The organism is Duganella sp. Root1480D1, assembly GCF_001427305.1.
In the GTDB taxonomy this organism is placed as follows: domain Bacteria; phylum Pseudomonadota; class Gammaproteobacteria; order Burkholderiales; family Burkholderiaceae_D; genus Rugamonas.
In genome coordinates, this window is record NZ_LMFZ01000034.1 from 154,956 (window position 1) to 176,774 (window position 21,819).

Here is a 21,819-nt window from a genome sequence, read left to right on the forward strand (position 1 = left end):
GGATACGGTGTGCGCTACGCCCGATATTCAGTCAACGTGACTCCGCACTCTATGATGCAAGGGGCGCCGGGCGGCCCCTCACATGACCTGCATGATGGTTCTCGGCATAGCTATTCACAATATGAATAATTACGATTCTAAAAATAAATTTTTGCAATATGGTGCAACGCAGTATATTGAATTCACCCAAACGATGTTTTCAACCCCGCCTACTGGAGCTCATCATGATTGGTAAACTGCACGCTATTGCTATCGCTTTCGCCCTGTCGATGACCGGGTTTGCCGCCAACGCCGCTGAAACGGCTACCGCCCCAACATCGGACAGCTGCGGCATTCCCGACTACCCGGTGACGTGGATCGATGATGGCCTGCAAGGTACCGTCCGCCTGGCCTTGCTGGTTGGTGCAGATGGTTCAGTGAAAGACAAAAAAGTAGTCGCTACAAGCGGCTACCGCGAGCTCGACAAGGCCTCGCTGCGCGCCGGCGGCACCTGCAAGTTCGGGGCTGCAGCCAAAGACAGCGGCCGTGCACCGGGCTGGACCACTGTCCAATACACGTGGATCGCGAACTGACATCGATTCAGTCTGCAGCCAGGCTTATGTCAGGCAAAAATTCGATCCAGAAAAATGCGAAAGGGCCCTTTAGCCTTAACGCGCTCTAGATAGCGCTAAGTGCCGAAGGGCCCTTTCAGTGTTCTGGCGGCCGACTGGTTCCAGACGCGGTATGTAAAAGTAATCTCGCCTCCGGATGATGTCAGGTTCAGTTTCCCGCCATGCGATCGTGCGATCTCTGAAGCAATGTATAGGCCTAGTCCTAGTTCCTTCTTTGTCGCTGAAGTCGAACTTCGCCAAAATGGCTTAAACAGGTGGACCCGGGTTTCGGGCGGGATTACAGGGCCGGCGTTCGTCACTGCCATCTCGAAGATTTCCGAACTCCACTTCACGCGTGCCGATACAGGTTCGCTCGGGCGGCCATGAACGATGGCGTCTTTCAGCAGATTGGATAGCAACTGGGCCATCCGCTGCCCATCGCATAAGAGCTCAATGCCTGACGGGATATCTGCCTCAATAGTGCGCGTTGGGTACACGTGGCGCAGTTCTTCAACCACCTGGCAAGTGGATTGCGGTGGGCTTACCTGGGCATTGGTCTAGCTTTCCCCAAAGAGCAGACGAAAAAAAAACGGCCTCGTTTCCGAGGCCGTTTTTCGTATTCTGGCGGAGAGGGTGGGATTCGAACCCACGGTAGGGGGACACCCTACGCCTGATTTCGAGTCAGGTACATTCGACCACTCTGCCACCTCTCCAGGTACTGCATTTAACGGTGGTCGCCGTTGAGAGCCAAGATTATAGCAGCCCTTTTTAAAAATGGAAGGGCTATTTTCAACTTTATGCTACGAGCTTGGTCAGGCCGCCCATATACGGCTGCAGCGCGGCTGGAATTTCCACCGAGCCGTCAGCCTGCTGGTAGTTTTCCAGCACGGCGACCAGGGTGCGGCCCACTGCCAGGCCGGAGCCGTTCAGGGTGTGCAGCAGTTCCGGCTTGCCCGCAGCATTGCGGAAGCGAGCCTGCATGCGGCGCGCCTGGAACGCTTCGCAGTTCGACAGCGAGGAAATCTCACGATAGGTGTTCTGCGCTGGCAGCCACACTTCCAGGTCATAGGTCTTGGCTGCGCCAAAGCCCATGTCGCCGGTGCACAGTTGCATCACGCGGTAAGGCAGGCCCAGCGCCTGCAGGATGGTTTCGGCATGGCCGACCATCTCTTCCAGCGCTTCATACGATTTCTCAGGATGCACCACCTGGACCAGTTCAACTTTGTCGAACTGGTGCTGGCGAATCATGCCCTTGGTATCGCGGCCGGCGGAACCGGCTTCGGAACGGAAGCATGGCGTGTGGGCGGTGACCTTGATCGGCAGCGTCTCGACGGCCACGATCTCGTCGCGCACCATATTGGTCAGCGAAACTTCCGAGGTCGGGATCAGGTAGAAGTTCTGGCCTTCGCCTTCCGCGCCACCCTTCTTCACCGAGAACAGGTCGGCTTCGAACTTCGGCAACTGGCCAGTGCCCAGCAGGGACTCGGCGTTGACCATGTATGGGGTATAGCACTCGGTGTAGCCGTGTTTGTCGGTGTGGGTATCCAGCATGAACTGCGCCAGTGCGCGGTGCAGGCGTGCGATGCCGCCCTTCATGACGCTGAAGCGGGAACCGGTCAGTTTGGTGGCGGTCTCGAAGTCCAGGCCCAGTGCGGCGCCTACGTCGGCATGGTCTTTGACTTCGAAGTCGAAGCTGCGCGGAGTGCCGAATTTGCGGACTTCCACGTTGCCGGTTTCGTCGGCGCCTGCTGGCACGGATTCGTGCGGCAGGTTCGGTACGGCCTGCAGGAAAGTATTCATCTTCAACTGCACGTCGGCCAGCTTGATCTCGTTGGCCTTCAGTTCATCGCCCAGGCCTGCTGCTTCGGCCATCACGGCGGTGGTGTCTTCCCCTTTGCCCTTCATCATACCGATCTGCTTGGCCAGCGAGTTGCGCTTGCTTTGCAGTTCTTCGGTGCGCATCTGGATGGCTTTGCGCTCGCCTTCCAGGGCATTGAAGCCAGCTACGTCGAGCTGGAATTTGCGGGTCGCCAGTTTGGCGGCGACAGTATCAATGTCTTTACGGAGAAGTTGGATGTCGATCATGTTTTGCTGCTGCCACGAGTATTAGTCGAAAGGAGCAATTGTACCAAGATGACAGCACAACAACCGAGTTTTACGCCCTCCGGCGTTGTGCTGTCAGATCAGTGCTGCTTTTTCGGCTGCGGTCAGGCGTTTGGCGGCGACCACCACGGTTGGAATGCTGGTGTCCACTTTGGCGACGACCGGGTCGGCGGCTACGTGCAGCACCGGAGTGGTGGCGGTGGCAAAGCTGGTGACGGTGGCCAGGGCTGCTGCGATAACGAAGATCGCTTCCATGTTTTTCAGTGCTTTCATGATGTTCTCCTTCAGGTCAGTGTTGAACTACTTCCGTGCTTCCATGGTTACACTGTACCTAAAGCCTCCCTGCCCTGCCTTGCACTTGCGACGAAGCGCAAAAAACACGGGATGAAATGCAGATTTTCAGCTGCGCAGCCGCCTGGCAGGCCGCTTTATTCAGCGGGCTTCTGTTCCTCGACAGGGGCGCCCTTCGAAGGCGCGCCATCCTTCAGCCAATCGGCCACGTCCGCGCCCAACTCCTTGGTCACCTTATGGAACATAGGGCAGGTTCCGCTGAATATTCCTCCCAAGCCCATCGTCGAGCGCCGGAACGATGCGGACGACAGCCTGCTGCCGCCTTGCGTGAGTTCAGCAAGTACCTCTAATGACTTGGGGCCTGACCATCCGCCGCCGCCTGCGCCCCAGGCGTTGGTGATCGTGATCTTGATGACTTTGTCGTTACCGACGTCGTCGCTGCTAGTTGCCAATTCAACGCGCCCATAATGCTTATTAACCCGGGTCGAGACATCATCTACGAGATGACGCTCAAGTTCACACTGGTTCCTGACGGCTTGAGGCGCAAATGTACCTGGAGCGAATTGCACCGGCGTTTGTAAATAGAGGCGCTCGGCGGCCGAGGCGTCGAAAGAAACTGCCAATATGGACAGCAGGAGAGAAGTCTTGAAGAGTTTCATCAGCAAAGTTTAATTGCACCAACGAAATATTGGCGATCCGGCACTATACGGCCGAATTCCTCGTGGTGCAATCGAACGTCAAACCGTGCGGCCCTGCTCCAGCCAGCCCATGACGGCACTATTAAAGGCCTCAGGCTGTTCGCGCATGACCCAATGGCCGCTGCGGAATGCAATCACCCTGCTGTCCGGCTTGGATTGCACGGCCGCTTCGAAACTGCGGGTGTGGAAGGAGAACGGCTTGCGCTTGCCATAGATGTACAGCATGGGCCAGCGCAACTTGAACGGCAGCGTTCCTACCGCCGGCGTGCTGGCGCGCAGCCAGGTGACCGCATGAGGCAGTTGCAGTCGCGTGCAGGCTTCGCGTGCCGCGCGGCTGTTGCCGCTGGATGCTTTCAGGCGGCGATGGGCAAATGCCAGCCGCAGGCGGGTTTTCCAGTCCAGCGAAGCGCGGTAAGTCATCTGGCTGGAGCCTCCAATGCCAACGCTGATCACCCGGCTCACCAGCTCCGGATAGCGCAATGCGAACTGGTAGCCGAAAACACAACCCCAGTCGCTCAGCATCAGGATCACGGGACGGCCGCCATTCACGGCGTGCACGGTATCGGCGTAGAGTTTCGATACCTCGTCAATGGTATGGCTGCCTTTGGCGTTTTGGCTTGGGAAGCTGAACCGGACGCAGCGATAGCTGGGAGAAAATGCTGCAACCTGGGCATCCCACAGGGTCCGGTCGTAAGGCCAGCCATGAATCATCATGATGGCATCTTCACCCTCGCCATCGACATGGACCGTTACTCCATCGACTGTCAGACGCTCCGCCATTCCGCCCTCCATTAGAATATTTACAACATCGTAACGTTAGGCAATAAGAATGTAAAGTCCCGTAGGGGTTTGCACTAGTTTATCTACAGATAATAGGAAAATTCCTACAATTGCCGTCTGATAGCGACTGCCGCTTGCGAGGCCGGCCATCCTGCTTATCTGGAAACGGCATGCAGCCATTGGTGCAATTGCGAAACCTCGTGCTGGATAAATGCCCCGTCGTCGAAAGCATTGGCAAGTGTGGCAATGCCCTGGCTGCGTGCCAGCAGGTGCATGGCCAGGCGGTCGGCATCGGCGGCGGCCTTGGCGCCGAGCTGCTCGAACTGCGCCCGCAGCCAGTCACGGAATAGCGTGAACAGCGTATTTGCCTGTGGCAGCGCCGGATGCTCGAGCTTGGCAAGTTCAGTGCACAGCGTGCCAACCGGGCAGCCGCTGCGGCGGATCGATGGCGCATTCATCGCCATCATGTCGATGAAACGGCCGATGCGCGCAGCCGCTTGCGGCGTCTGTGCGGCCCAGGCATCGAGCATGGCTTGTGTCTTCTGCTGGCGCAGTTCGATCACGGCCGCCAGGATCTCGTCCTTCGTCTTGAAGTGGTAGTAAAAATTGCCGCGCGAGAGCTCGACCGCCGCGGCGATGTCGGCGAAGCTGGTGTGGCCGTAACCGTTTTCATAAAACAGCCGGTCGGCTGTATCGACGATGCGTTCGCGGGTGCTTGTTGCCTGTTTATTCATGCTGACAAGCGTAGGACAATCATCCTACCGTGTCAACCAGGCTTGCCATACTGGCGCTGCACGACGCCAATTTCGCTGCGCACAGCTTCAGTCCTCTCATCTTTCTCGCCAAAATTCTCGATGCAAATCGAGAGCGCCTCCTGAAACTTGGCCAAGGCTTGGGCGCCGTTCCCGGCATCGTACAGCACGCCGGCTTGGTCCCGCAGCACGTCCGCATAGCGCGGATGACGCTTGCCAAACACTTCGGCCAGGATGCGCTCGGCCTTCGCATATTCTTCCAGGGCCTCGGGCAAGCGTTTCTCCAATCGGAAGCTATCCGCCCGGGTCGTCAATGCCAGGGCATATGGCTCGGAACGTGGCCCCACACCCGCCTCAAGTATCGGCAAGGCGGCGTTGATATCGGCACGGGCGAGGTCTAGCTTGCGCATTTCGTTATATAAGTTTGCCCGGGATACGAGGGCGAACGCATTCTGAACTGCATCCGCGCCTCCCGCCTCTTCGAAGCTTGCGATGGCCATGTCGAAAGACTCCAGCGCAGCCTTGGATTGGCTATTAGCCTCTTGCATATCGCCTAAACCGCGCCAGAAAACGCCAATGCTCATCGCTTGGTCGGTGCACTGCAGGATGCTGGCTTTTTTTGCTTCGAGGTAAGCCAATGCGCCAGCGTTGTCGAGATTGCTCTTCATGAACAAGGCAACATTGAAGATGGCGTCCAGCCGGCTTGCGTTACACGGGAACCCCTGCCGGTCGAACATCTCGACAGCGCGACGCGCCCACTGTTCGCCCTCGATTAATTTGGCTTCATGCCAATTGAGAATTGCGAAGTAGTCCATGACGGTCGCGCGCTCCGGCGAGTCACCCAGGCCCATTGCCTCGTAGCGGTCGAGGGCCTGTTGCAGGTGCTCACGCGATGGCGCCAGGTGGGTCGCCATTAATTCAGCCACACCCGCTTCGCCTAATGCCCGCGTATACCGGCCTGGGCTCAACCACTCAAGCCACCCCGCCCATTTCACTGCCTGTGAACAGCTCAATTCCGCATCGACGAAGCGGTCGGCGCGATTGTCGCCATGGCATTTTGCGAAGTAATGATCGCCGGCGAAGTTCACCGCACACAATGTCGACAGCAACAGGATTGCAGCGACCACGAAGGCCCGGCTGCTCATTTATCGTCCCGCGCCTTACGGTCCAGCTCACGCAGGAAGGCCAGCTTGTCGGCGATCTTGGATTCCAGACCGCGCGGGACTGGCTGGTACCAGCCCGGTTCCGCCATGCCGTCCGGCAGGTAGGTTTCGCCGGCGGCATACGCGTCCGGCTCGTCGTGGGCATAACGATATTCGTGGCCGTAGCCCAGCTCCTTCATCAACTTGGTCGGCGCATTGCGCAGATGGACCGGCACTTCGCGCGACTTGTCGCGGCGCACGAAGGCCATGGCGGCGTTGTAGGCGTTATAGCCGGCGTTACTCTTGGCCGCGATGGCCAGGTAGATCACGGCCTGGGCCAGCGCCAGTTCACCTTCCGGCGATCCGAGCCGTTCATAGGTTTCGGCAGCGTCGTTCACCATGGTCAGCGCGCGCGGATCGGCCAGGCCGATATCTTCCCACGCCATGCGCACGATGCGGCGCGCCAGGTAGCGCGGATCGGCGCCGCCGTCGATCATGCGGCAGAACCAGTACAGGGCGCCGTCCGGATTGGAGCCGCGCACTGATTTGTGCAGGGCCGAGATCTGGTCGTAGAAATTGTCGCCGCCTTTGTCGAAACGGCGCGCGTTCAGCGTCAGCGCGTTCTGCACGAATTCGCCGGTGACCTTGTTGGTGCGCGCAGTGGCTGCGGCAGTCTTGGTCTGTTCCAGCAAGTTCAGGAAGCGGCGCGCATCGCCGTCGGCATAGCCGATCAGGGTATCGATCGCCAGTTCGTCGAACTCCAGGTCCGGCATCGAGCGTTCGCGGGCGCGCGCCAGCAACTGGCGCATCTCCTCTTCCGTCAGCGCCTTCAACACATAGACCTGCGCGCGCGACAGCAGTGCGGAATTGACTTCGAAGGAGGGGTTTTCGGTGGTGGCGCCGATCAGGGTCACCAGGCCGGATTCCACGTAAGGCAGCAGCGCATCCTGCTGCGCCTTGTTGAAGCGGTGGATCTCGTCGATGAACAGGATGGTCTGCTTGCCGTTGGCGACGAACTGCTCCGCCTGTTCGATGGCGGCGCGGATATCCTTTACCCCGCCCAGCACGGCGGAAATGGCGATGAACTCGCAATCGAAGGCGCGTGCGGACAGGCGGGCCAACGTGGTCTTGCCCACGCCCGGCGGGCCCCACAGGATCATCGAATGCGGCTTGCCGGACTTGAACAGCAGGTTAAGCGGCTTGCCCTCGCCCAGCAGGTGGCTCTGGCCGATCACGTCCGCCACGCTGTGCGGGCGCATCGCTTCGGCCAGCGGCGGGGTGGGCTCAGGTGCGAACAGGTCAGCCGTCATTCTTTTCCACGCCGGTAGGATTGGCCACTGGCGCATGTTGCGTTACCAGGCCGCCATAAAGGGAATTGAAGTTTTTCTTTGGCAGCTTGGCCAGCAAGTCGAAAACAGCGGCAAAGCCCCCATGTTGTCCAGCCCAGGCCTGGACTTCCAGGGTGGCCTGGCAATAGGTGGCATCTCCCTTGCCGCCATTCGGCCGCGTGTAGTCATGCCACTCGCGCGTGTCTGCCAGTTTGTTCAGGTCTTCAATGCCCTGTGTTCCTGGTTGGCAGCTGCGGCCCTCAGCCACAGTCGACAGGCCTTCGTTGAACCAGGCCGGCATCGAGCGCCCGCCCGCCCGCGTGTATATCTCAACGTGCGACAGCTCATGGGTCAGGACGGACTGCAACCTGGCATCGCCAATCTTGGGGTTACCCACCAGATGGTTGATCACCACGCTGGTGCGCTCGAAGTAGTATTTTCCGTCGTAGTAATAGCGGGGCTTGATGGTGGTGAAGGAGCGCCAATCTTTTCCCGCCAGGTGGCGCGCGCAATCGGTACTTTTGCAGAAAAAGAAATCGGGCGTAGTACCTTTTCGCTCGCCATAGAAGGCGACGATATTATCCAAAGCACCAACAACCAGCGGTGTAAGGCGATCTTGCTCGGCCTGGGTGAACGTCTTTTCAAAAACGAGCCGGCCCTGGCGCACCAGATCGTCGTTTCCGAAGTCTGCAGCGCTGGCACTGGCGCCGGCGCAGGCCAGCGCGAGCAATGTCAGGGAATTCCTCATGCCTTAATTGTTGATGACGTCCGCGCCCTTGGGCATGACAAATTTAAAGGACGTTGCATTCAGCGCTGGATTTTTTTCAAACTTCTTGAACGACAGGATGGAAGTCTGGCCAAAGCTGTCTTTCAGCTCCATCGCTTCCGGCACGCCGTTTTTCAGTCCGATCTGGATTTGCTCGAAGCTGGCGTCTTTGGCCTTCGGGGTGGCTTTCAGCCACTCCAGGCCGTCGCGCGAACCCGCTTCGGACAGGGCAAAGTTCTTTTCCAGGTCATTGGAGCCGAACAGGATGGCGGCAGGGGAAGAACCCAGCGCATCGCCCAGCTTGCGCACCGTAACCTGGTTCAGGTCCTTGTCGAAGATATACAGTTGCTCGCCATCGGCCTGCAGCACCTGGTCGTAAGGCTTGGTGTAAGACCAGATGAACTTACCCGGACGGGCAAAGGTGAAGCTGCCGGACGACAGTTTGTCCTTGCTGCCCTGCGCCACCACCTTCTGTATGAATTCGCCCTTGGCTGCCTTGGTGCTGGCCACGAAAGCCTTGAACTGCTCCAGCGCCGCAGCGCTGGCGGAACCTGCAAACAGCAGGCCGGCGGCAACGGCCGCCATCAACTTGGTGTGCTTCATAGAATTCCTTATTCCGCCGACGCGGTAGGTGCAATGATTTCGCGGTTGCCGTTCGACTGCATGGCCGATACAACACCGCTGTTTTCCATCTGTTCCAGCAGGCGCGCGGCCCGGTTGTAGCCAATGCGCAAGTGGCGCTGCACCAGTGAGATCGAAGCCTTGCGGTGCTTCAGCACGACTTGCACGGCCTGGTCGTACATCGGGTCGGACTCGCTGTCCCCGCCGCCGCCAGCGCCAGCCAGCGCATCGCCACCGCCCTCTTCCAGCGTGCCGCCTTCAAGGATGCCCTCGATGTAATTCGGCTCGCCCTGGGCTTTCAAATGCTTCACCACACGGTGCACTTCGTCATCCGATACAAAGGCGCCGTGCACCCGGACCGGCAAGCCGGTACCAGGCGGCATGTACAGCATGTCACCCATGCCAAGCAGTGCTTCCGCCCCCATCTGGTCAAGAATGGTGCGCGAGTCGATCTTGGACGATACCTGGAACGCAATACGCGTCGGGATATTGGCCTTGATCAGGCCCGTAATCACGTCTACAGATGGGCGCTGGGTTGCCAGAATCAAGTGCAGGCCGGCCGCACGGGCTTTCTGCGCGATACGGGCGATCAGCTCTTCCACCTTCTTGCCGACCACCATCATCAGGTCGGCCAATTCATCGATGATGATGACGATGGTTGGCAGTTTTTCCAGCGGTTCCGGCGCATCAGGCGTGATCGAGAATGGGTTCGGGATCTTCTCTTCGCGCTTCTCGGCTTCGGCGATCTTGGCGTTGTAGCCGGCCAGGTTACGCACGCCCAGCTTGGACATCAGCTTGTAGCGGCGTTCCATCTCGTTCACCGCCCAGTTCAGGGCGTGGCCGGCCTGGCGCATATCGGTCACGACGGGCGCCAGCAGGTGCGGGATGCCTTCGTACACCGACATTTCCAGCATCTTGGGGTCGATCAGGATCATGCGCACATCATGCGGGTCGGCCTTGTACAGCAGCGACAGGATGGTGGCGTTAATACCCACCGACTTACCGGAACCGGTGGTACCGGCCACCAGCAAGTGCGGCATCTTGGCCAGGTCGGCCACGACCGGCTTGCCTGCGATGTCCTTGCCCAGCGCTACGGTCAGCGGCGAATGGTTGTCGTTATAGACCTTGGAGCCGAGGATCTCGGTCAGGCGCACGATCTGGCGCTTCGGATTCGGCAGCTCCAGCGCCATGTAATTCTTGCCAGGGATGGTTTCCACCACGCGGATGGACGTCAGCGACAGCGAACGGGCCAGGTCGCGCGCCAGGTTGACGATCTGGCTGCCCTTCACGCCGGTAGCGGGTTCGATTTCGTAGCGCGTCACGACCGGACCCGGATAGGCTGCCACCACCTTGGCTTCTACACCAAAGTCGGACAGCTTCTTCTCGATCAGGCGGCTGGTGAACTCCAGCGTTTCCACGGCCACGGTTTCCTGCTGCGGCGGCGCATCGTCCAGCAACGACAGCGGCGGCAGCGTAGTGTTCTCGATTTCCTGGAACAGGGTGCCCTGCTTTTCCTTGATCACGCGCTCGGACTGCACCACCTGGGTGATTTGCGGCTCGATCTTGACGATAGGCGCAGGCGGCGCATCCGGCGGCAGGTCGACCGGCTTCGGATGCTTTTCCTCGTGCTTGACGCGCTCTTTGACGACTTTCTCTTCGCGCTTGACGACGGCCACGTCGCCGTGGCGACGGTCTTCGCGGTCTTCCATGCGGGCGCGAATCCAGTCGATGCCCATCTCGATCACCTCACCGATCCGTTCCGCAACCGACATCCACGAGACGTGGAAGAACAGGCTGAAACCGGTACCGAATAACAGCAGCAACAGCAGCGTGGCGCCGGTAAAGCCCAGGCCCACGTGGGCGCCGTGGCCGATCAACTCACCCAGCACGCCGCCCGGCGCGCGCGGCAACTGTACCTTCATGGTGTACAGGCGCAGGAATTCCAGGCCCATCGAGCCGGCCAGCATCAGGCCGAAGCCGATCACGCGGATCAAGCCTTCCTGCTTATGCTCAGGATCTTCCTCCTTCTCCAGCACGAATTTGCGGGTCAGGCGGCGGTAGCCCTGCCACACCACGCGCAGCATATAGATGCACCACCACCAGGCTGAAAAGCCGAAGATGAACAGCATCAGATCCGACAGCCAGGCGCCGCCGCGGCCGCCCAGGTTGAACACCTTGGGCACCACATTATTGTGCGACCAACCCGGGTCCAGCCGGTTATAGCTCGCCAGGATCAGGATGAAGTAGACGCAGACGACAAACAGCGCGAAAAAGCGCGCCTCCGACAGCAGTCGCACCAGCCGATTGGGTAAAGGCTGGCGTTCGGTGACATTGCGAGTGTAACCAGAAGTTGTCTCTTGACTCTTTTGACTCTTCTTACTCATTGCTTGGAGGCAAAAATTCCATAATTGCGCTTATTCTAAGGCATATCAAGCCAAAACGGCCCCACGGTACATGTGAAATGCACGCTTCGCATATAATTTCGGTTTGCTTGGGCCCGGACTTGTAGCATTCCTGTCCGCACCCATATTCGAGACATACTAACTAGGTAAAGAATCCGCCATGACTACTACCAAACACGCCAAAGTCCTGATTCTCGGCTCCGGTCCTGCAGGCTACAGCGCCGCGATTTACGCTGCCCGCGCTAACCTGAACCCGATGCTGGTGACCGGCGTCGAGCAAGGCGGCCAACTGATGACCACTACCGACGTGGAAAACTGGCCGGCCGACCCGATGGGCGTGCAGGGCCCGGACCTGATGCAGCGCTTCCTGCAGCACGCAGAGCGCTTCAAGACCGAAATCGTGTTTGACCACATCCACACCACGCACCTGAACGAAAAACCGATCCGCCTGGTGGGCGACAGCAATACCTACACTTGCGACACCCTGATCATCGCCACCGGCGCCTCGGCCCAGTACCTGGGCCTGCCGACCGAGCAGGAATTCATGGGCCGCGGCGTATCCGCTTGCGCCACCTGCGACGGCTTCTTCTACCGTGGCCAGGAAGTGGCCGTGGTTGGCGGCGGCAATACCGCTGTCGAAGAAGCCCTGTACCTGTCGAACATCGCCACCAAGGTCACCCTGGTGCACCGCCGCGAGAAGTTCCGCGCCGAGCCTATCCTGGTGGACCGCCTGATGGCCAAGGTCGCCGAAGGCAAGATCGAACTGAAACTGAACTCCACCCTGCACGAGGTGAAGGGCGACCAGTCCGGCGTCAACGCCATCACCGTCAAGCACAATAACGGCGAGATGACCGACGTGGCCGTGCACGGCCTGTTCATCGCCATCGGCCACAAGCCGAACACCGGCATCTTCGAAGGCCAGCTTGAAATGAAGGATGGCTATATCAAGACCCGCACCGGCACCGAAGGCATGGCAACCGCCACCTCCGTGCCAGGCGTGTTCGCTGCCGGCGACGTGCAGGACCACATCTACCGCCAGGCCATCACCTCGGCCGGCACCGGCTGCATGGCCGCACTGGACGCGCAACGCTACCTGGAAGCGCAAGAGTGAAAAGCTTCGCCGACCTGAAGGGACTGGGCAAACAGCTCAAGGAGCAGGAAGAGCAGCGCGCGGCCGAGCAGAAAGAGCGCGCCAGGCAGCAAAAGGCCGCTGCCGCCGCTGCCAACGTGTTCCAGTCCTCCATGGCCGGCGTGCAGAAGATGAAGCCGTCCGACCGCTATGTGCCGCCGCCCGCCAAGGGCCCGGCCGCGGCGGGCCGCCCCGCCCCATCCGGTCCGCGCAAGCCGCAAACGGCCGAGGAGCAGGCGGCGGACGACGCAGCCGTGCTGCGCGAGTCGATGCTGTCGGATATGTTCGACGTCGACCATTACATGGAAGAAGACCCTTCGCTGAACTACAGCGCGCCCGGCATTGGCCCGGACGTGATGAAGAAAATGCGCAAGGGCCACTGGCCGGTGCAGGATGAACTGGACCTGCACGGCAAGCGCCGCGACGAGGCGCGCCAGGCGGTGGACGACTTCCTGCTCAAGGCCAAGCGCCGCAACTACCGCTGCGTGTGCGTGATCTACGGCCGCGGCTTCGGCTCGCGCGGCGGSGAGCCGGTACTGAAATCCATGGTCCACTCCTGGCTAGTACAGACCGATGGCGTGATCGCCTTCTGCCAGGCCCGCGCCGAAGAGGGCGGCGAAGGCGCCATCATGGTGCTGCTGCGCTCCGCCCTCGCGCCCCAGCGCTGATCAATCCCGCATCGGCGGAGAGGCCCTGGTTGCACCCAGGGCCACCATCACATCCGCACTTGCACGATCAAGTATGCATGGCTTGCAGGTTTTGCTAGCGGAATGCTAACCTTTGGCTTGTCTTTCTCCGCCAACAAGAAAATGAAAATAGTCCCCGCCGTCTCCCTCATCACCATCATCGAGGTCGTGGCAATCCTGGTTGGGGCCTTCTCCGGATTTATCGAAGCGCGCCGCAAGCGCATGGACATCGTGGGCGTATTCATCGTCGCCTTCATCACCGCGTTTGGCGGCGGTACCGTGCGCGACATCCTGCTCGACAAGCGTCCGCTGTTCTGGGTGGCGCACCAGGAATACACCATCCTGCTGTTCGTGGTGGCACTGGTCGCGGCGCCCTTTTTCAAACATATCCGCCACATCGTTTCCGAGCGGCTGATCGTGATTGCCGACGCCGTCGGCCTCGGCCTGTTCGCCGTCGCCAGCGTGGCGCAGGCGCTGGCGGCCGACATGCCGATCTTCGTGGCCGTGATGATGGGCGTGGTCACCGGTATTTTCGGCGGGGTACTGCGGGACATTATCTGTAACGAGGTGCCGATGGTATTCCGCGACGGGAAACCGTATGCGATCTGCGCCTTCTTCGGTTGCTGGTTCTACATCGCGCTGCAATATACCCAGGTATCGGATGACGTGGCGTTGTGGTCCAGCGCAGGCCTGATCACCGTGATGCGCCTGCTGGCCTGGCGTTTCGACCTGAAGATCAGCCGGCCCTAAGGCTATTGCCACGAGACTTTCAATTGGAAAGTTAAAACTTACCATCAAGAAACAACTGATACAATAGCGCAACTTTCCATACTGCGCTGGCCTGTCCGTGTTTACCTTTGATGTCGCTACTGCAACTAGCCTGGTCGGCTTCCTGTCGATCCTGATTGCCTGCGCCTTCCGTGGCTTGCATGGCCCCGCCCTGGCCGGCACGCCCGGCGGCCAATGGGCCATGTCGGCCCTGGCCGGCGGTGCGGCGGCCCTGCTTGTTGCGCATTCCGCCACCCTCCCCGGCTACATCGGAACCATCGCCGACAACGCGCTTTCGGTTGTCAGCCTGGTCTTCATCCATCGCGGCACGGCGATGCTGGTCGGGACGCGTTACAGCGACCGGTATTACGCCTTGTGGGTCGCGGCGGCAGTCGCGGGCTTCGCCTGGTTCAGTTACGGCCAGCCCAGCCTGCAAGCCCGCATCGGATTGGTCTCGGCCTACCGCGCCGCCTTTTACTGCGCCACTTTGCTGATGCTGATCAAACGCCCCGGCCTGCCCGCCGGCACCCGCTACCTGGTCGACATCCTGGCGCTGGCCGCCATCTGGAGCCTGGTGCGCCTTGGCGCCGCCGCGTTTTCGGGCGAGCACGTCGACACCTTCCTGGCGGGCGGCTCTTCGTTCGCCGTCATGGTCTCGGTGGGCGGCATCCTGCACGTGCTGGTGAATGCCTTCCAGTTCCGCCTGGAGAGCGAAAAGATTCGCGACGAACTTGCCGCCAATGCCGGCCGCCTGCAGGAAAAACGCGACACGTTGAAGACCGTGGTGGCCGAACGCACCGCGGAGCTGACCAGGCAAGCGACTACCGACAGCATGACCGGCCTCGCCAACCGCCGCTACTTCATGGAGCGCGGCAACGACGAAATCGAGCGTGCCCGCCGCTACCACCTGCCTCTGACGTTCCTTCTGCTGGACATCGACCACTTCAAGCAGATCAACGACCGCTTCGGCCATCCTGCGGGCGACAAGCTGCTGCAGGTGATTGCGCAAGCCTGCCAGTCCAATGCCCGCAACGTCGACCTGCCCGGCCGCCTTGGCGGCGAAGAATTTGCCCTGTTGATGCCGGAGACCAGCGCCATTGCGGCCCGCCTGGCAGCAGAACGCTTGCGGCGCGCGATAGCCACCATTCCGCCGGAACTGAGCGGAGTGCCGCACCAGGTCACCGCCAGCTTTGGCATCGCTGCGCTCAAATCGTATGACACCTCGATGGAAAGCCTGGTTGCGCGCGCCGATGCTGCGTTGTATCGCGCCAAGGACGGCGGCCGCAATCGGGTGGAGGCCGCGTGAATACCCTGCACCTTGGAACCTGCAACCTGACCCTCGGCATCGCGTGCCTTGCGATCGGCATCGCCTTCATCGGCCTGCATGCGGTTCGCGATGGACGTTCGGCAGGTTCGAACTGGAGCCTGGCAGCCATTTGCCAGGGCGCGGCCTGGATACTGGCCGGCATGCACGGGCAATGGCCGGTCGCGCTGACAGTGGTCCTGCCCAATGTGCTGGTCGCCGCCAATGCCGTGCTGCTGCTGCGCGGCGCGCTGTGCTATATGCCAGATCCGGCACCATGCCTGCTCATGCCCCGGCCTTGGCTGGCGTTCTTGCTGGCGGCCACCCTGCTTCATGCCTGGGCCAGTTATCCCGGCGCTCACCTGGACGCGGCAGCCTTGGGCGCAACGATCCGCATTCCACTGCTGCTGGCCGCCATCGCACTTCTTTCCATCCACGCGCCGCGCAATGGCCGCACCATTTTGTGCGCGTTGTTCGGCATCGACGCGGCCTGGCATCTGCTGTTTGTCACGGCAGGCAGCGCCAGCGCGACTCCAGTCGGCGAACTGCTGCGCGGCGCCCTGACGATCCTGGTCATCGCCGCCCAGTTCCGCATCGAGAGCGACAATGCGCGCGCTTCGCTGCAGGCCCTGGCCGATGCATTGGAAGTGGAAAGTCTGCAACTGGAAAAAACCATTGAGGACCGTAACCGGGAACTGCACGAGATTGCAACCACCGATTTCCTGACCGGCATCGCCAACCGCCGCCAGTTCATGGCGCGCGCCGTGATGGAAATTGAACGCTCGCGGCGTTATGGGCACAAGCTCGCACTGCTGATGATCGATATCGACCACTTCAAGTCGGTCAACGACCGCTTTGGCCACCCCACCGGAGACCGGGCGATCATTGCCATCGGACGCCATTGCGCCACCGCTTGCAGGCGCAGCGACCTGGCGGCACGCCTGGGCGGCGAGGAATTTGCCATCCTGCTGCCGTCAACAGGGATTAATGAAGCGAAGATCGTGGCGGAGCGCCTGCGCACGGGCACCCAGGCGCTGCAGGTGCGGCATGAAGATCAGGCCGTGCCGCTCAAGCTGAGCATCGGCATTGCCTGCCTGGAGACGGGAGACACCGGTCCGGACACGCTGCTGGCGCGCGCCGACCGGGCCTTATATGCGGCCAAGAACGCTGGCCGGGACTGCGTACATATCGCTGAAACTGCGGCCTGATCAGACCGCCTCGGCGCCGGTTTCGCCGGTACGGATGCGTATCACCTGCTCGATGTTCTGCACGAAGATCTTGCCGTCGCCGATCTTGCCGGTGCGGGCCGCCTTGATGATCGCATCGACAGCGGTATCGACCACGCTGTCGTCCACCACCACCTCCACCTTCACCTTCGGCAGGAAATCGACCACATATTCCGCGCCGCGATACAGCTCGGTGTGGCCCTTCTGGCGGCCAAAGCCCTTTACCTCGGTCACGGTCAGGCCAGTCACGTTCACTTCAGCCAGCGATTCGCGCACTTCGTCCAGCTTGAATGGCTTGATGATGGCGGTAATTTGCTTCATTGCGTTCTCCTTATAGTGGTTTAAGCGTCAGGCACGGTCTTCAGGTTTTCCAGCCAGGCAGCAGCTTCCGAGTCGCTTGGCGCGCGCCAGTCGCCGCGCGGCGACAGCGAACCGCCGGAACCGACTTTCGGCGCGTTCGGCACGCAGGTGCGCTTGAACTGGGAAGTCTGGAAGAAGCGCTTGAGGAAGATGCCCAGGTTGTGTTTGATGTCTTTCAGCTCGTACTGGTTGCGCGCCACATGCTCGTCTTCCGGCCACTGCCCCACGTCGCGGTCGCGCCACGCATGGTGCGCCAGGAAGGCCACCTTGGCAGGCGAGAAGCCGAACCGCAGCGTGTAGTACAGGTTGAAGTCCTGCAGTTCGTATGGGCCGATGAAATCCTGCGTGACTTGCGCCGGCGCTGTGTCGCCGGACTTGCCCGGTACCAGCTCGGGACTGATTTCGGTATTCACCACGGCCAGCAGCACGCTGGAATTGACGTCGCCGAACTGCTTGCTCTCGGCCACCCAGCGCACCAGGTGAGTGATCAGGGTCTTGGGCACGCTGGCATTGACGTTGTAGTGCGACATATGGTCGCCCACGCCGTAGGTACACCAGCCCAGCGCCAGCTCGCTCAGGTCGCCGGTACCGATCACGATGCCGTTGTGGTGGTTCGCCATGCGGAACAGGTGGTTGGTACGCTCGCCTGCCTGCACGTTCTCGAAGGTGATGTCGTATTGCTCCTTGCCCTCACTGTACGGATGGCCAAGGTCCTTCAGCATCTGGATGCAGCTTGGGCGGATATCCACTTCCGTCGCGGTGCAGCCAACGAATTGCATCAGCGCGCGCGCCTGGTCCAGCGTGCGGCTGCTGGTGGCAAAGCCCGGCATGGTGGCCGCGATGATATTGGTGCGCGGCAGGCCAAGCTTGTCCATCGCCTTGGCGCAGACCAGCAGCGCATGGGTCGAATCCAGGCCGCCCGAAACGCCGATCACCACCTTCTTGATGCCCGAGGAGGACAGGCGCTGCACCAGCGCGCTGACCTGGATGTTATAGACCTCGTTGCAGCGCTTGTCGCGCAGTTGCGGGTTGGATGGCACATAGGGGAAGCGCGCCACATTGCGCTCCAGCGGCAGCACGCGGTGCGACGGCAGTTCGACCGGGAAGCGCGCGGTGCGGAACTGCGCCACTTCGTTCTTATGGCGACGGGTCGAATGGCCGAACGTCGTGGTGCGCATGCGCTCACGCGACAGGCGCTCCAGGTCGACGTCGGCAAACACCATGTGCGATTCTTCAGCGAAGCGCTCCGACTCCGCCAGCATTTCGCCATTCTCGTAGATCAGCGCCTGGCCGTCCCAGGCCAGGTCGGTGGTCGACTCGCCGCGCCCGGCCGACGAATACAGGTAAGCCGCGAGGCAGCGCGCCGACTGCTGGCCGACCAGTTGGCGGCGGTAATCGGCCTTGCCGACCAGGATATTCGAAGCCGACAGGTTGACCAGCACGGTGGCCCCGGCCAGCGCGGCAAAGGAAGATGGCGGGATCGGCACCCACACGTCCTCGCAAATCTCGATATGGAATTTGAACAGCGGTAGGTTCTCCAGCTCGAAAAGCTGGTTGGCGCCGAACGGCACTTGCTGGCCGAGCAGCGAAATTTCAGTGGAAATCGCCTCATCGGCGGCGCTGAACTGGCGCGCCTCGTAGAACTCGCCGTAGTTCGGCAGGTAAGACTTCGGCACCACGCCGCGAATCACGCCGCCCGACACTACAATCGCGCAATTGAACAACTGGTGGTCGATGCGCAGCGGCGCGCCCACCACCATGGCCGTTGGAATGCGGCTCGAAGCCTCGACGACCGCAGCCAGCGCCTGGAGCACGCCATCCAGCAATGCGCGCTGGTGGAACAGGTCGTCGCAGGAATAGGCCGACAATCCCAATTCCGGGAACGCCACCAGCACCGCACCTTTCGCAGCCGCCTCCTCCGCCAGTTCGATCGTTTGCGCCGCATTGAACAGCGGATCGGCCACCCGGCAGCGCGGCACGCCAACCGCCACCCGGGCGAAATCATGGTTGTACAAATTATGGAAGGAATGCGGCATAACTCAGCAAGGCCAATGGTGATGGCGAAGATTTTAACATTGCCCCCGCCCCAGCGTATGGCCGAGCCCGTGTCACACTTGGGGTGTGACCCCATGGTGTGACACGGGCTGGGCCGTAATTGGCTAGAATGGCCGGATGGAATACCGTACCAGCGTCCTTTCTTCCCTCGCCGATGTCGCCCCTGCCGCATGGGACCGGCTTACGGCGGGCAATCCTTTCCTGTCGCACGCTTTCCTGCACGCCTTGCACGAATCGGGCAGCGCGTGTGCGGAAACGGGGTGGCAGCCGCAATTCCTGGCCGTTTGGGATGGCGGCAGTCTGGCCGCAGCCATGCCGCTCTACGTCAAGTCGCACTCCTACGGCGAGTATGTTTTCGACTGGGCCTGGGCCGATGCCTATCACCGCAACGGTATCGAGTACTACCCGAAGCTGCTGTCCGCCATCCCGTTCACGCCCGTTACGGGCTCGCGCCTGCTGGCGCGCGACGCTGCAGCACGCAAGGCCTTGCTGGCCTTTTTGTGTGAGCAGCAAGGCGTGGCCGGCATGTCTTCCACCCACATCCTCTATCCACCGGAGGACGAGGCGGAACAGCTGCGCGGGGCCGGCTTCATGCTGCGCACCGGCGTGCAATTCCATTGGCTGAACCAGGGCTACGAAAATTTCGACCGGTTCCTTGACACGCTGGAGCACAAGAAGCGCAAGAACATCCGCGCCGAGCGCCGCAAAGTAAAGGAAGCCGGCATCGCCATGCGCCAGTTGCGCGGCCACGAAACCAGCGAGCAGGACTGGCGCTTCTTCCATCGCTGCTACAGCAATACCTATGCCGAGCACCGCTCTTCGCCCTACCTGAACCTGGATTTCTGGCTGCGCCTGGCCCGTACCATGCCGCAAAACCTGCTGCTGGTGGTCGCCGAGCGCAATGGCGAGCCAGTCGCCTCATCGCTGGTCATCCACACCGCGGACACGCTCTATGGCCGCTACTGGGGCGCGATGGAACATATCCCCTGCCTGCATTTCGAAACCGCTTACTACCAGCCGCTCGAATTCTGCATTGCCAACGGCATCAAGACCTTTGAAGGGGGCGCGCAGGGCGAGCACAAGATGGCGCGTGGCTTCCTGCCGCAAAAAACCTACTCGGCGCACTGGCTGGCCCACGCCGCGTTCAGCGACGCAGTGGAACGCTTCCTGGAGCGAGAGGCAGGCGGCATCGATGCCTACCTCGATGAACTGAACGAGCACACGCCTTTCCGCCGCTAGCGTGGCGCGCGCTGGCTGCTTCCATGCTGTCCCGGCACCGGCTGGATGCCGGCTTCGTCATCGTCCAGCTCTTCGGCCGCCAGCGCCGTATTGGCAGGACCGTGCAACACCGAGCCCTCGGCTGAAAAGCGCGAGCCGTGGCAAGGGCAGTCCCAGGACCGTTCGGCCGGATTCCAGCTAACCGCGCAGCCAAGGTGGGTGCAGGCCGCTGACATCGCATGCAAGCCGCCATCGTCGTCGCGATAAACTGCCAGTTTTCTGGCGCCGCGATTCAGGATTGCGCCCTGCCCCGGTGCGATCTCCACCGCCGACTCCACATCGCCGCCGCGCAGCCAATCGCCGTACCGCGCCAGCGTGTTCACCTGCTCCTGCATGAATTCCTTCATGCCGTGGAATGGCTTGCGCGCCGGGTCATACAGCTCGGCCCAGGGGTTTTCCCTCCCGATGACCAGGTCGCGCACGATCATCGCACCAAGCGTGCAGTTGGTCATGCCGGTGCCGGAATCGCCGCTGATCACGTACACCTGGCTGTCGTCGGCCGGATTGCGGCCCAGGAACGGCAAGCCGTCCGCAGGCTCCATGACTTCCCCGGACCAACGCAGCGTCACCGCGCCTGCCATCGGGAAATGCTGCCGCGTCCATGCTTCAAGCTGGCCGTGGCGGTGGCGCGGATCGTCGTCCTGCCCGACTTTATGATCGCAGCCGCCCACAATCAGCACGTCATGCCCAGGGCTTGCGCCACTCGATTCAAGCCGGACGTAGTAATAAGGATCGCCGGTATCCCACAGCAGCAAGGGCGGCAACGATCCGTGCGGGACTTCAACGCCTATCACATAAGTGCGATAACCATTCTGCTTGGTATGAAGCACCACACGATTGTTGAACGGAGAATTGGTGGCCACCACCACGGCATTGGCCAGCACGCGCCCATTCGCTGTCGTCACGTGCAACTTGTCCCCGACCCGCTCGATGCCGGTGGCCCGGCTGCTGCAGAAAATGCGGCCGTCGCGGCGGCGGATGCAGCCTGCCAGCCCGTCCAGGTATTGCAGCGGGTGGAATTGCGCCAGCTGGGCGTAGCGCACGCAGGTGCCGCTTTCAAACGGCAGCCCGGGCACCTGGGGCAACAGTTCGGCTTCCAGCCCGGCGCGTGTTGCTGCTTCGCATTCGCGGCGGATTTCATTGGGGTCGCCAGTCGCGGAGTACAGGTAGCCATCGAGCCGTTCGAACTCGCAGTCCAGCCCTTCGCTGCCCACGATGGATGCCACCTGGTCGATGGCCGCCATCTGGCCGGCGGCGACCAGCCTGGCGTTCACTGAGCCGAAATTCTGCTCGATGCAGTGGTACCACTCATCCGGCGGCATCAGGTGGGCCGTGGTGCGGCCGGTTTCGCCGCTGCCCAGTTCCCGTGCTTCCAGCAATACCACGCGCCGGCCCTCCAGCGACAGCAGGTATGCGGTAGTGAGGCCGGCAATGCCGCCTCCGATGATGCAGGTGTCGGCCTGCAGTTCGCCGCTCAGTTCCGGCATTGCGGCGACGGGGGCGCTCTTCGCCCAGATCGACAATGATCCTTCCATCTTGCG

The 21,819-nt window shown here is 61.2% G+C and carries 21 protein-coding genes and 1 tRNA gene; 7 read left to right on the top strand and 15 right to left on the bottom strand.

What is annotated here, in order from left to right:
* The first annotated feature begins 224 nt into the window (after positions 1 to 224).
* Complete coding sequence (locus tag ASD58_RS21545) at positions 225 to 572, top strand: energy transducer TonB (RefSeq protein ID WP_057263272.1); 348 nt, start codon at positions 225 to 227, stop codon at positions 570 to 572.
* A gap of 95 nt (positions 573 to 667) precedes the next feature.
* Here ASD58_RS21545 and ASD58_RS32910 read toward each other — a convergent pair whose 3' ends face one another.
* From ASD58_RS32910 to ASD58_RS21600, 12 genes are all read right to left on the bottom strand, one after another.
* Positions 668 to 1,018 (bottom strand): sensor histidine kinase, encoded by a 351-nt coding sequence (locus ASD58_RS32910; RefSeq protein WP_082565597.1) that lies wholly within the window; start codon positions 1,016 to 1,018, stop codon positions 668 to 670.
* Between the two features lie 194 nt (positions 1,019 to 1,212).
* Positions 1,213 to 1,303 (bottom strand) — tRNA-Ser (locus ASD58_RS21550).
* An 82-nt stretch (positions 1,304 to 1,385) separates the two neighbouring features.
* A complete protein-coding gene (serS, locus tag ASD58_RS21555) occupies positions 1,386 to 2,675 on the bottom strand; it encodes a serine--tRNA ligase (RefSeq protein WP_057263273.1) in 1,290 nt (429 codons plus the stop codon).
* Positions 2,676 to 2,768: 93 nt separating this feature from the next.
* Positions 2,769 to 2,966, bottom strand: a complete 198-nt coding sequence (locus ASD58_RS21560; RefSeq protein ID WP_057263274.1) for a hypothetical protein — start codon at positions 2,964 to 2,966, stop codon at positions 2,769 to 2,771.
* A gap of 155 nt (positions 2,967 to 3,121) precedes the next feature.
* On the bottom strand, positions 3,122 to 3,643 hold the full coding sequence (locus ASD58_RS21565) for a hypothetical protein (protein ID WP_156401417.1): 522 nt from the start codon (positions 3,641 to 3,643) through the stop codon (positions 3,122 to 3,124).
* Positions 3,644 to 3,721: 78 nt separating this feature from the next.
* On the bottom strand, positions 3,722 to 4,462 hold the full coding sequence (locus ASD58_RS21570; RefSeq protein ID WP_057263276.1) for an alpha/beta fold hydrolase: 741 nt from the start codon (positions 4,460 to 4,462) through the stop codon (positions 3,722 to 3,724).
* 155 nt (positions 4,463 to 4,617) lie between these two features.
* On the bottom strand, positions 4,618 to 5,196 hold the full coding sequence (locus tag ASD58_RS21575; protein ID WP_057263277.1) for a TetR/AcrR family transcriptional regulator: 579 nt from the start codon (positions 5,194 to 5,196) through the stop codon (positions 4,618 to 4,620).
* A 32-nt stretch (positions 5,197 to 5,228) separates the two neighbouring features.
* Positions 5,229 to 6,359, bottom strand: a complete 1,131-nt coding sequence (locus ASD58_RS21580) for a tetratricopeptide repeat protein (RefSeq protein WP_057263278.1) — start codon at positions 6,357 to 6,359, stop codon at positions 5,229 to 5,231.
* Positions 6,356 to 7,666 (bottom strand): replication-associated recombination protein A, encoded by a 1,311-nt coding sequence (locus ASD58_RS21585; protein ID WP_057263279.1) that lies wholly within the window; start codon positions 7,664 to 7,666, stop codon positions 6,356 to 6,358. Before ASD58_RS21585 ends, ASD58_RS21580 begins: the two co-directional genes overlap by 4 nt.
* Complete coding sequence (locus tag ASD58_RS21590; RefSeq protein WP_057263280.1) at positions 7,656 to 8,414, bottom strand: hypothetical protein; 759 nt, start codon at positions 8,412 to 8,414, stop codon at positions 7,656 to 7,658. Before ASD58_RS21590 ends, ASD58_RS21585 begins: the two co-directional genes overlap by 11 nt.
* A gap of 21 nt (positions 8,415 to 8,435) precedes the next feature.
* Complete coding sequence (lolA, locus tag ASD58_RS21595; protein WP_057263281.1) at positions 8,436 to 9,053, bottom strand: outer membrane lipoprotein chaperone LolA; 618 nt, start codon at positions 9,051 to 9,053, stop codon at positions 8,436 to 8,438.
* A gap of 8 nt (positions 9,054 to 9,061) precedes the next feature.
* Positions 9,062 to 11,455 (bottom strand): DNA translocase FtsK, encoded by a 2,394-nt coding sequence (locus tag ASD58_RS21600; RefSeq protein WP_057263282.1) that lies wholly within the window; start codon positions 11,453 to 11,455, stop codon positions 9,062 to 9,064.
* Positions 11,456 to 11,633: 178 nt separating this feature from the next.
* On the opposite strand from ASD58_RS21600, the gene trxB reads away from it, so the two are divergent.
* From trxB to ASD58_RS21625, 5 genes are all read left to right on the top strand, one after another.
* Positions 11,634 to 12,584 (top strand): thioredoxin-disulfide reductase, encoded by a 951-nt coding sequence (trxB, locus tag ASD58_RS21605; RefSeq protein WP_057263283.1) that lies wholly within the window; start codon positions 11,634 to 11,636, stop codon positions 12,582 to 12,584.
* A complete protein-coding gene (locus tag ASD58_RS21610; RefSeq protein WP_057263284.1) occupies positions 12,581 to 13,270 on the top strand; it encodes a Smr/MutS family protein in 690 nt (229 codons plus the stop codon). Before trxB ends, ASD58_RS21610 begins: the two co-directional genes overlap by 4 nt.
* Positions 13,271 to 13,411: 141 nt before the next feature.
* Positions 13,412 to 14,038 (top strand): trimeric intracellular cation channel family protein, encoded by a 627-nt coding sequence (locus ASD58_RS21615; RefSeq protein WP_057263523.1) that lies wholly within the window; start codon positions 13,412 to 13,414, stop codon positions 14,036 to 14,038.
* Between the two features lie 97 nt (positions 14,039 to 14,135).
* Complete coding sequence (locus tag ASD58_RS21620; RefSeq protein ID WP_057263285.1) at positions 14,136 to 15,362, top strand: GGDEF domain-containing protein; 1,227 nt, start codon at positions 14,136 to 14,138, stop codon at positions 15,360 to 15,362.
* The gene (locus ASD58_RS21625) at positions 15,359 to 16,567 is read left to right on the top strand and encodes a GGDEF domain-containing protein (RefSeq protein WP_057263286.1); all 1,209 of its coding nucleotides are present in this window, start codon (positions 15,359 to 15,361) and stop codon (positions 16,565 to 16,567) included. Before ASD58_RS21620 ends, ASD58_RS21625 begins: the two co-directional genes overlap by 4 nt.
* Here ASD58_RS21625 and ASD58_RS21630 read toward each other — a convergent pair whose 3' ends face one another.
* Both ASD58_RS21630 and ASD58_RS21635 read right to left on the bottom strand, forming a co-directional pair.
* Positions 16,568 to 16,906: a P-II family nitrogen regulator gene (locus tag ASD58_RS21630; protein ID WP_057263287.1), complete on the bottom strand. Its 339-nt coding sequence runs from the start codon at positions 16,904 to 16,906 to the stop codon at positions 16,568 to 16,570.
* Between the two features lie 20 nt (positions 16,907 to 16,926).
* On the bottom strand, positions 16,927 to 18,981 hold the full coding sequence (locus ASD58_RS21635) for an NAD(+) synthase (RefSeq protein WP_057263288.1): 2,055 nt from the start codon (positions 18,979 to 18,981) through the stop codon (positions 16,927 to 16,929).
* Between the two features lie 136 nt (positions 18,982 to 19,117).
* Here ASD58_RS21635 and ASD58_RS21640 point away from each other — a divergent pair, with 136 nt between their 5' ends.
* Positions 19,118 to 20,239, top strand: coding sequence for a GNAT family N-acetyltransferase (locus ASD58_RS21640; protein WP_057263289.1), 1,122 nt, complete (start codon positions 19,118 to 19,120; stop codon positions 20,237 to 20,239).
* Here ASD58_RS21640 and ASD58_RS21645 read toward each other — a convergent pair.
* Positions 20,236 to 21,813 (bottom strand): FAD-dependent oxidoreductase, encoded by a 1,578-nt coding sequence (locus ASD58_RS21645; protein WP_057263290.1) that lies wholly within the window; start codon positions 21,811 to 21,813, stop codon positions 20,236 to 20,238. The two genes, ASD58_RS21640 and ASD58_RS21645, sit on opposite strands and share 4 nt — an antisense overlap.
* Between the last annotated feature and the right edge of the window lie 6 nt (positions 21,814 to 21,819).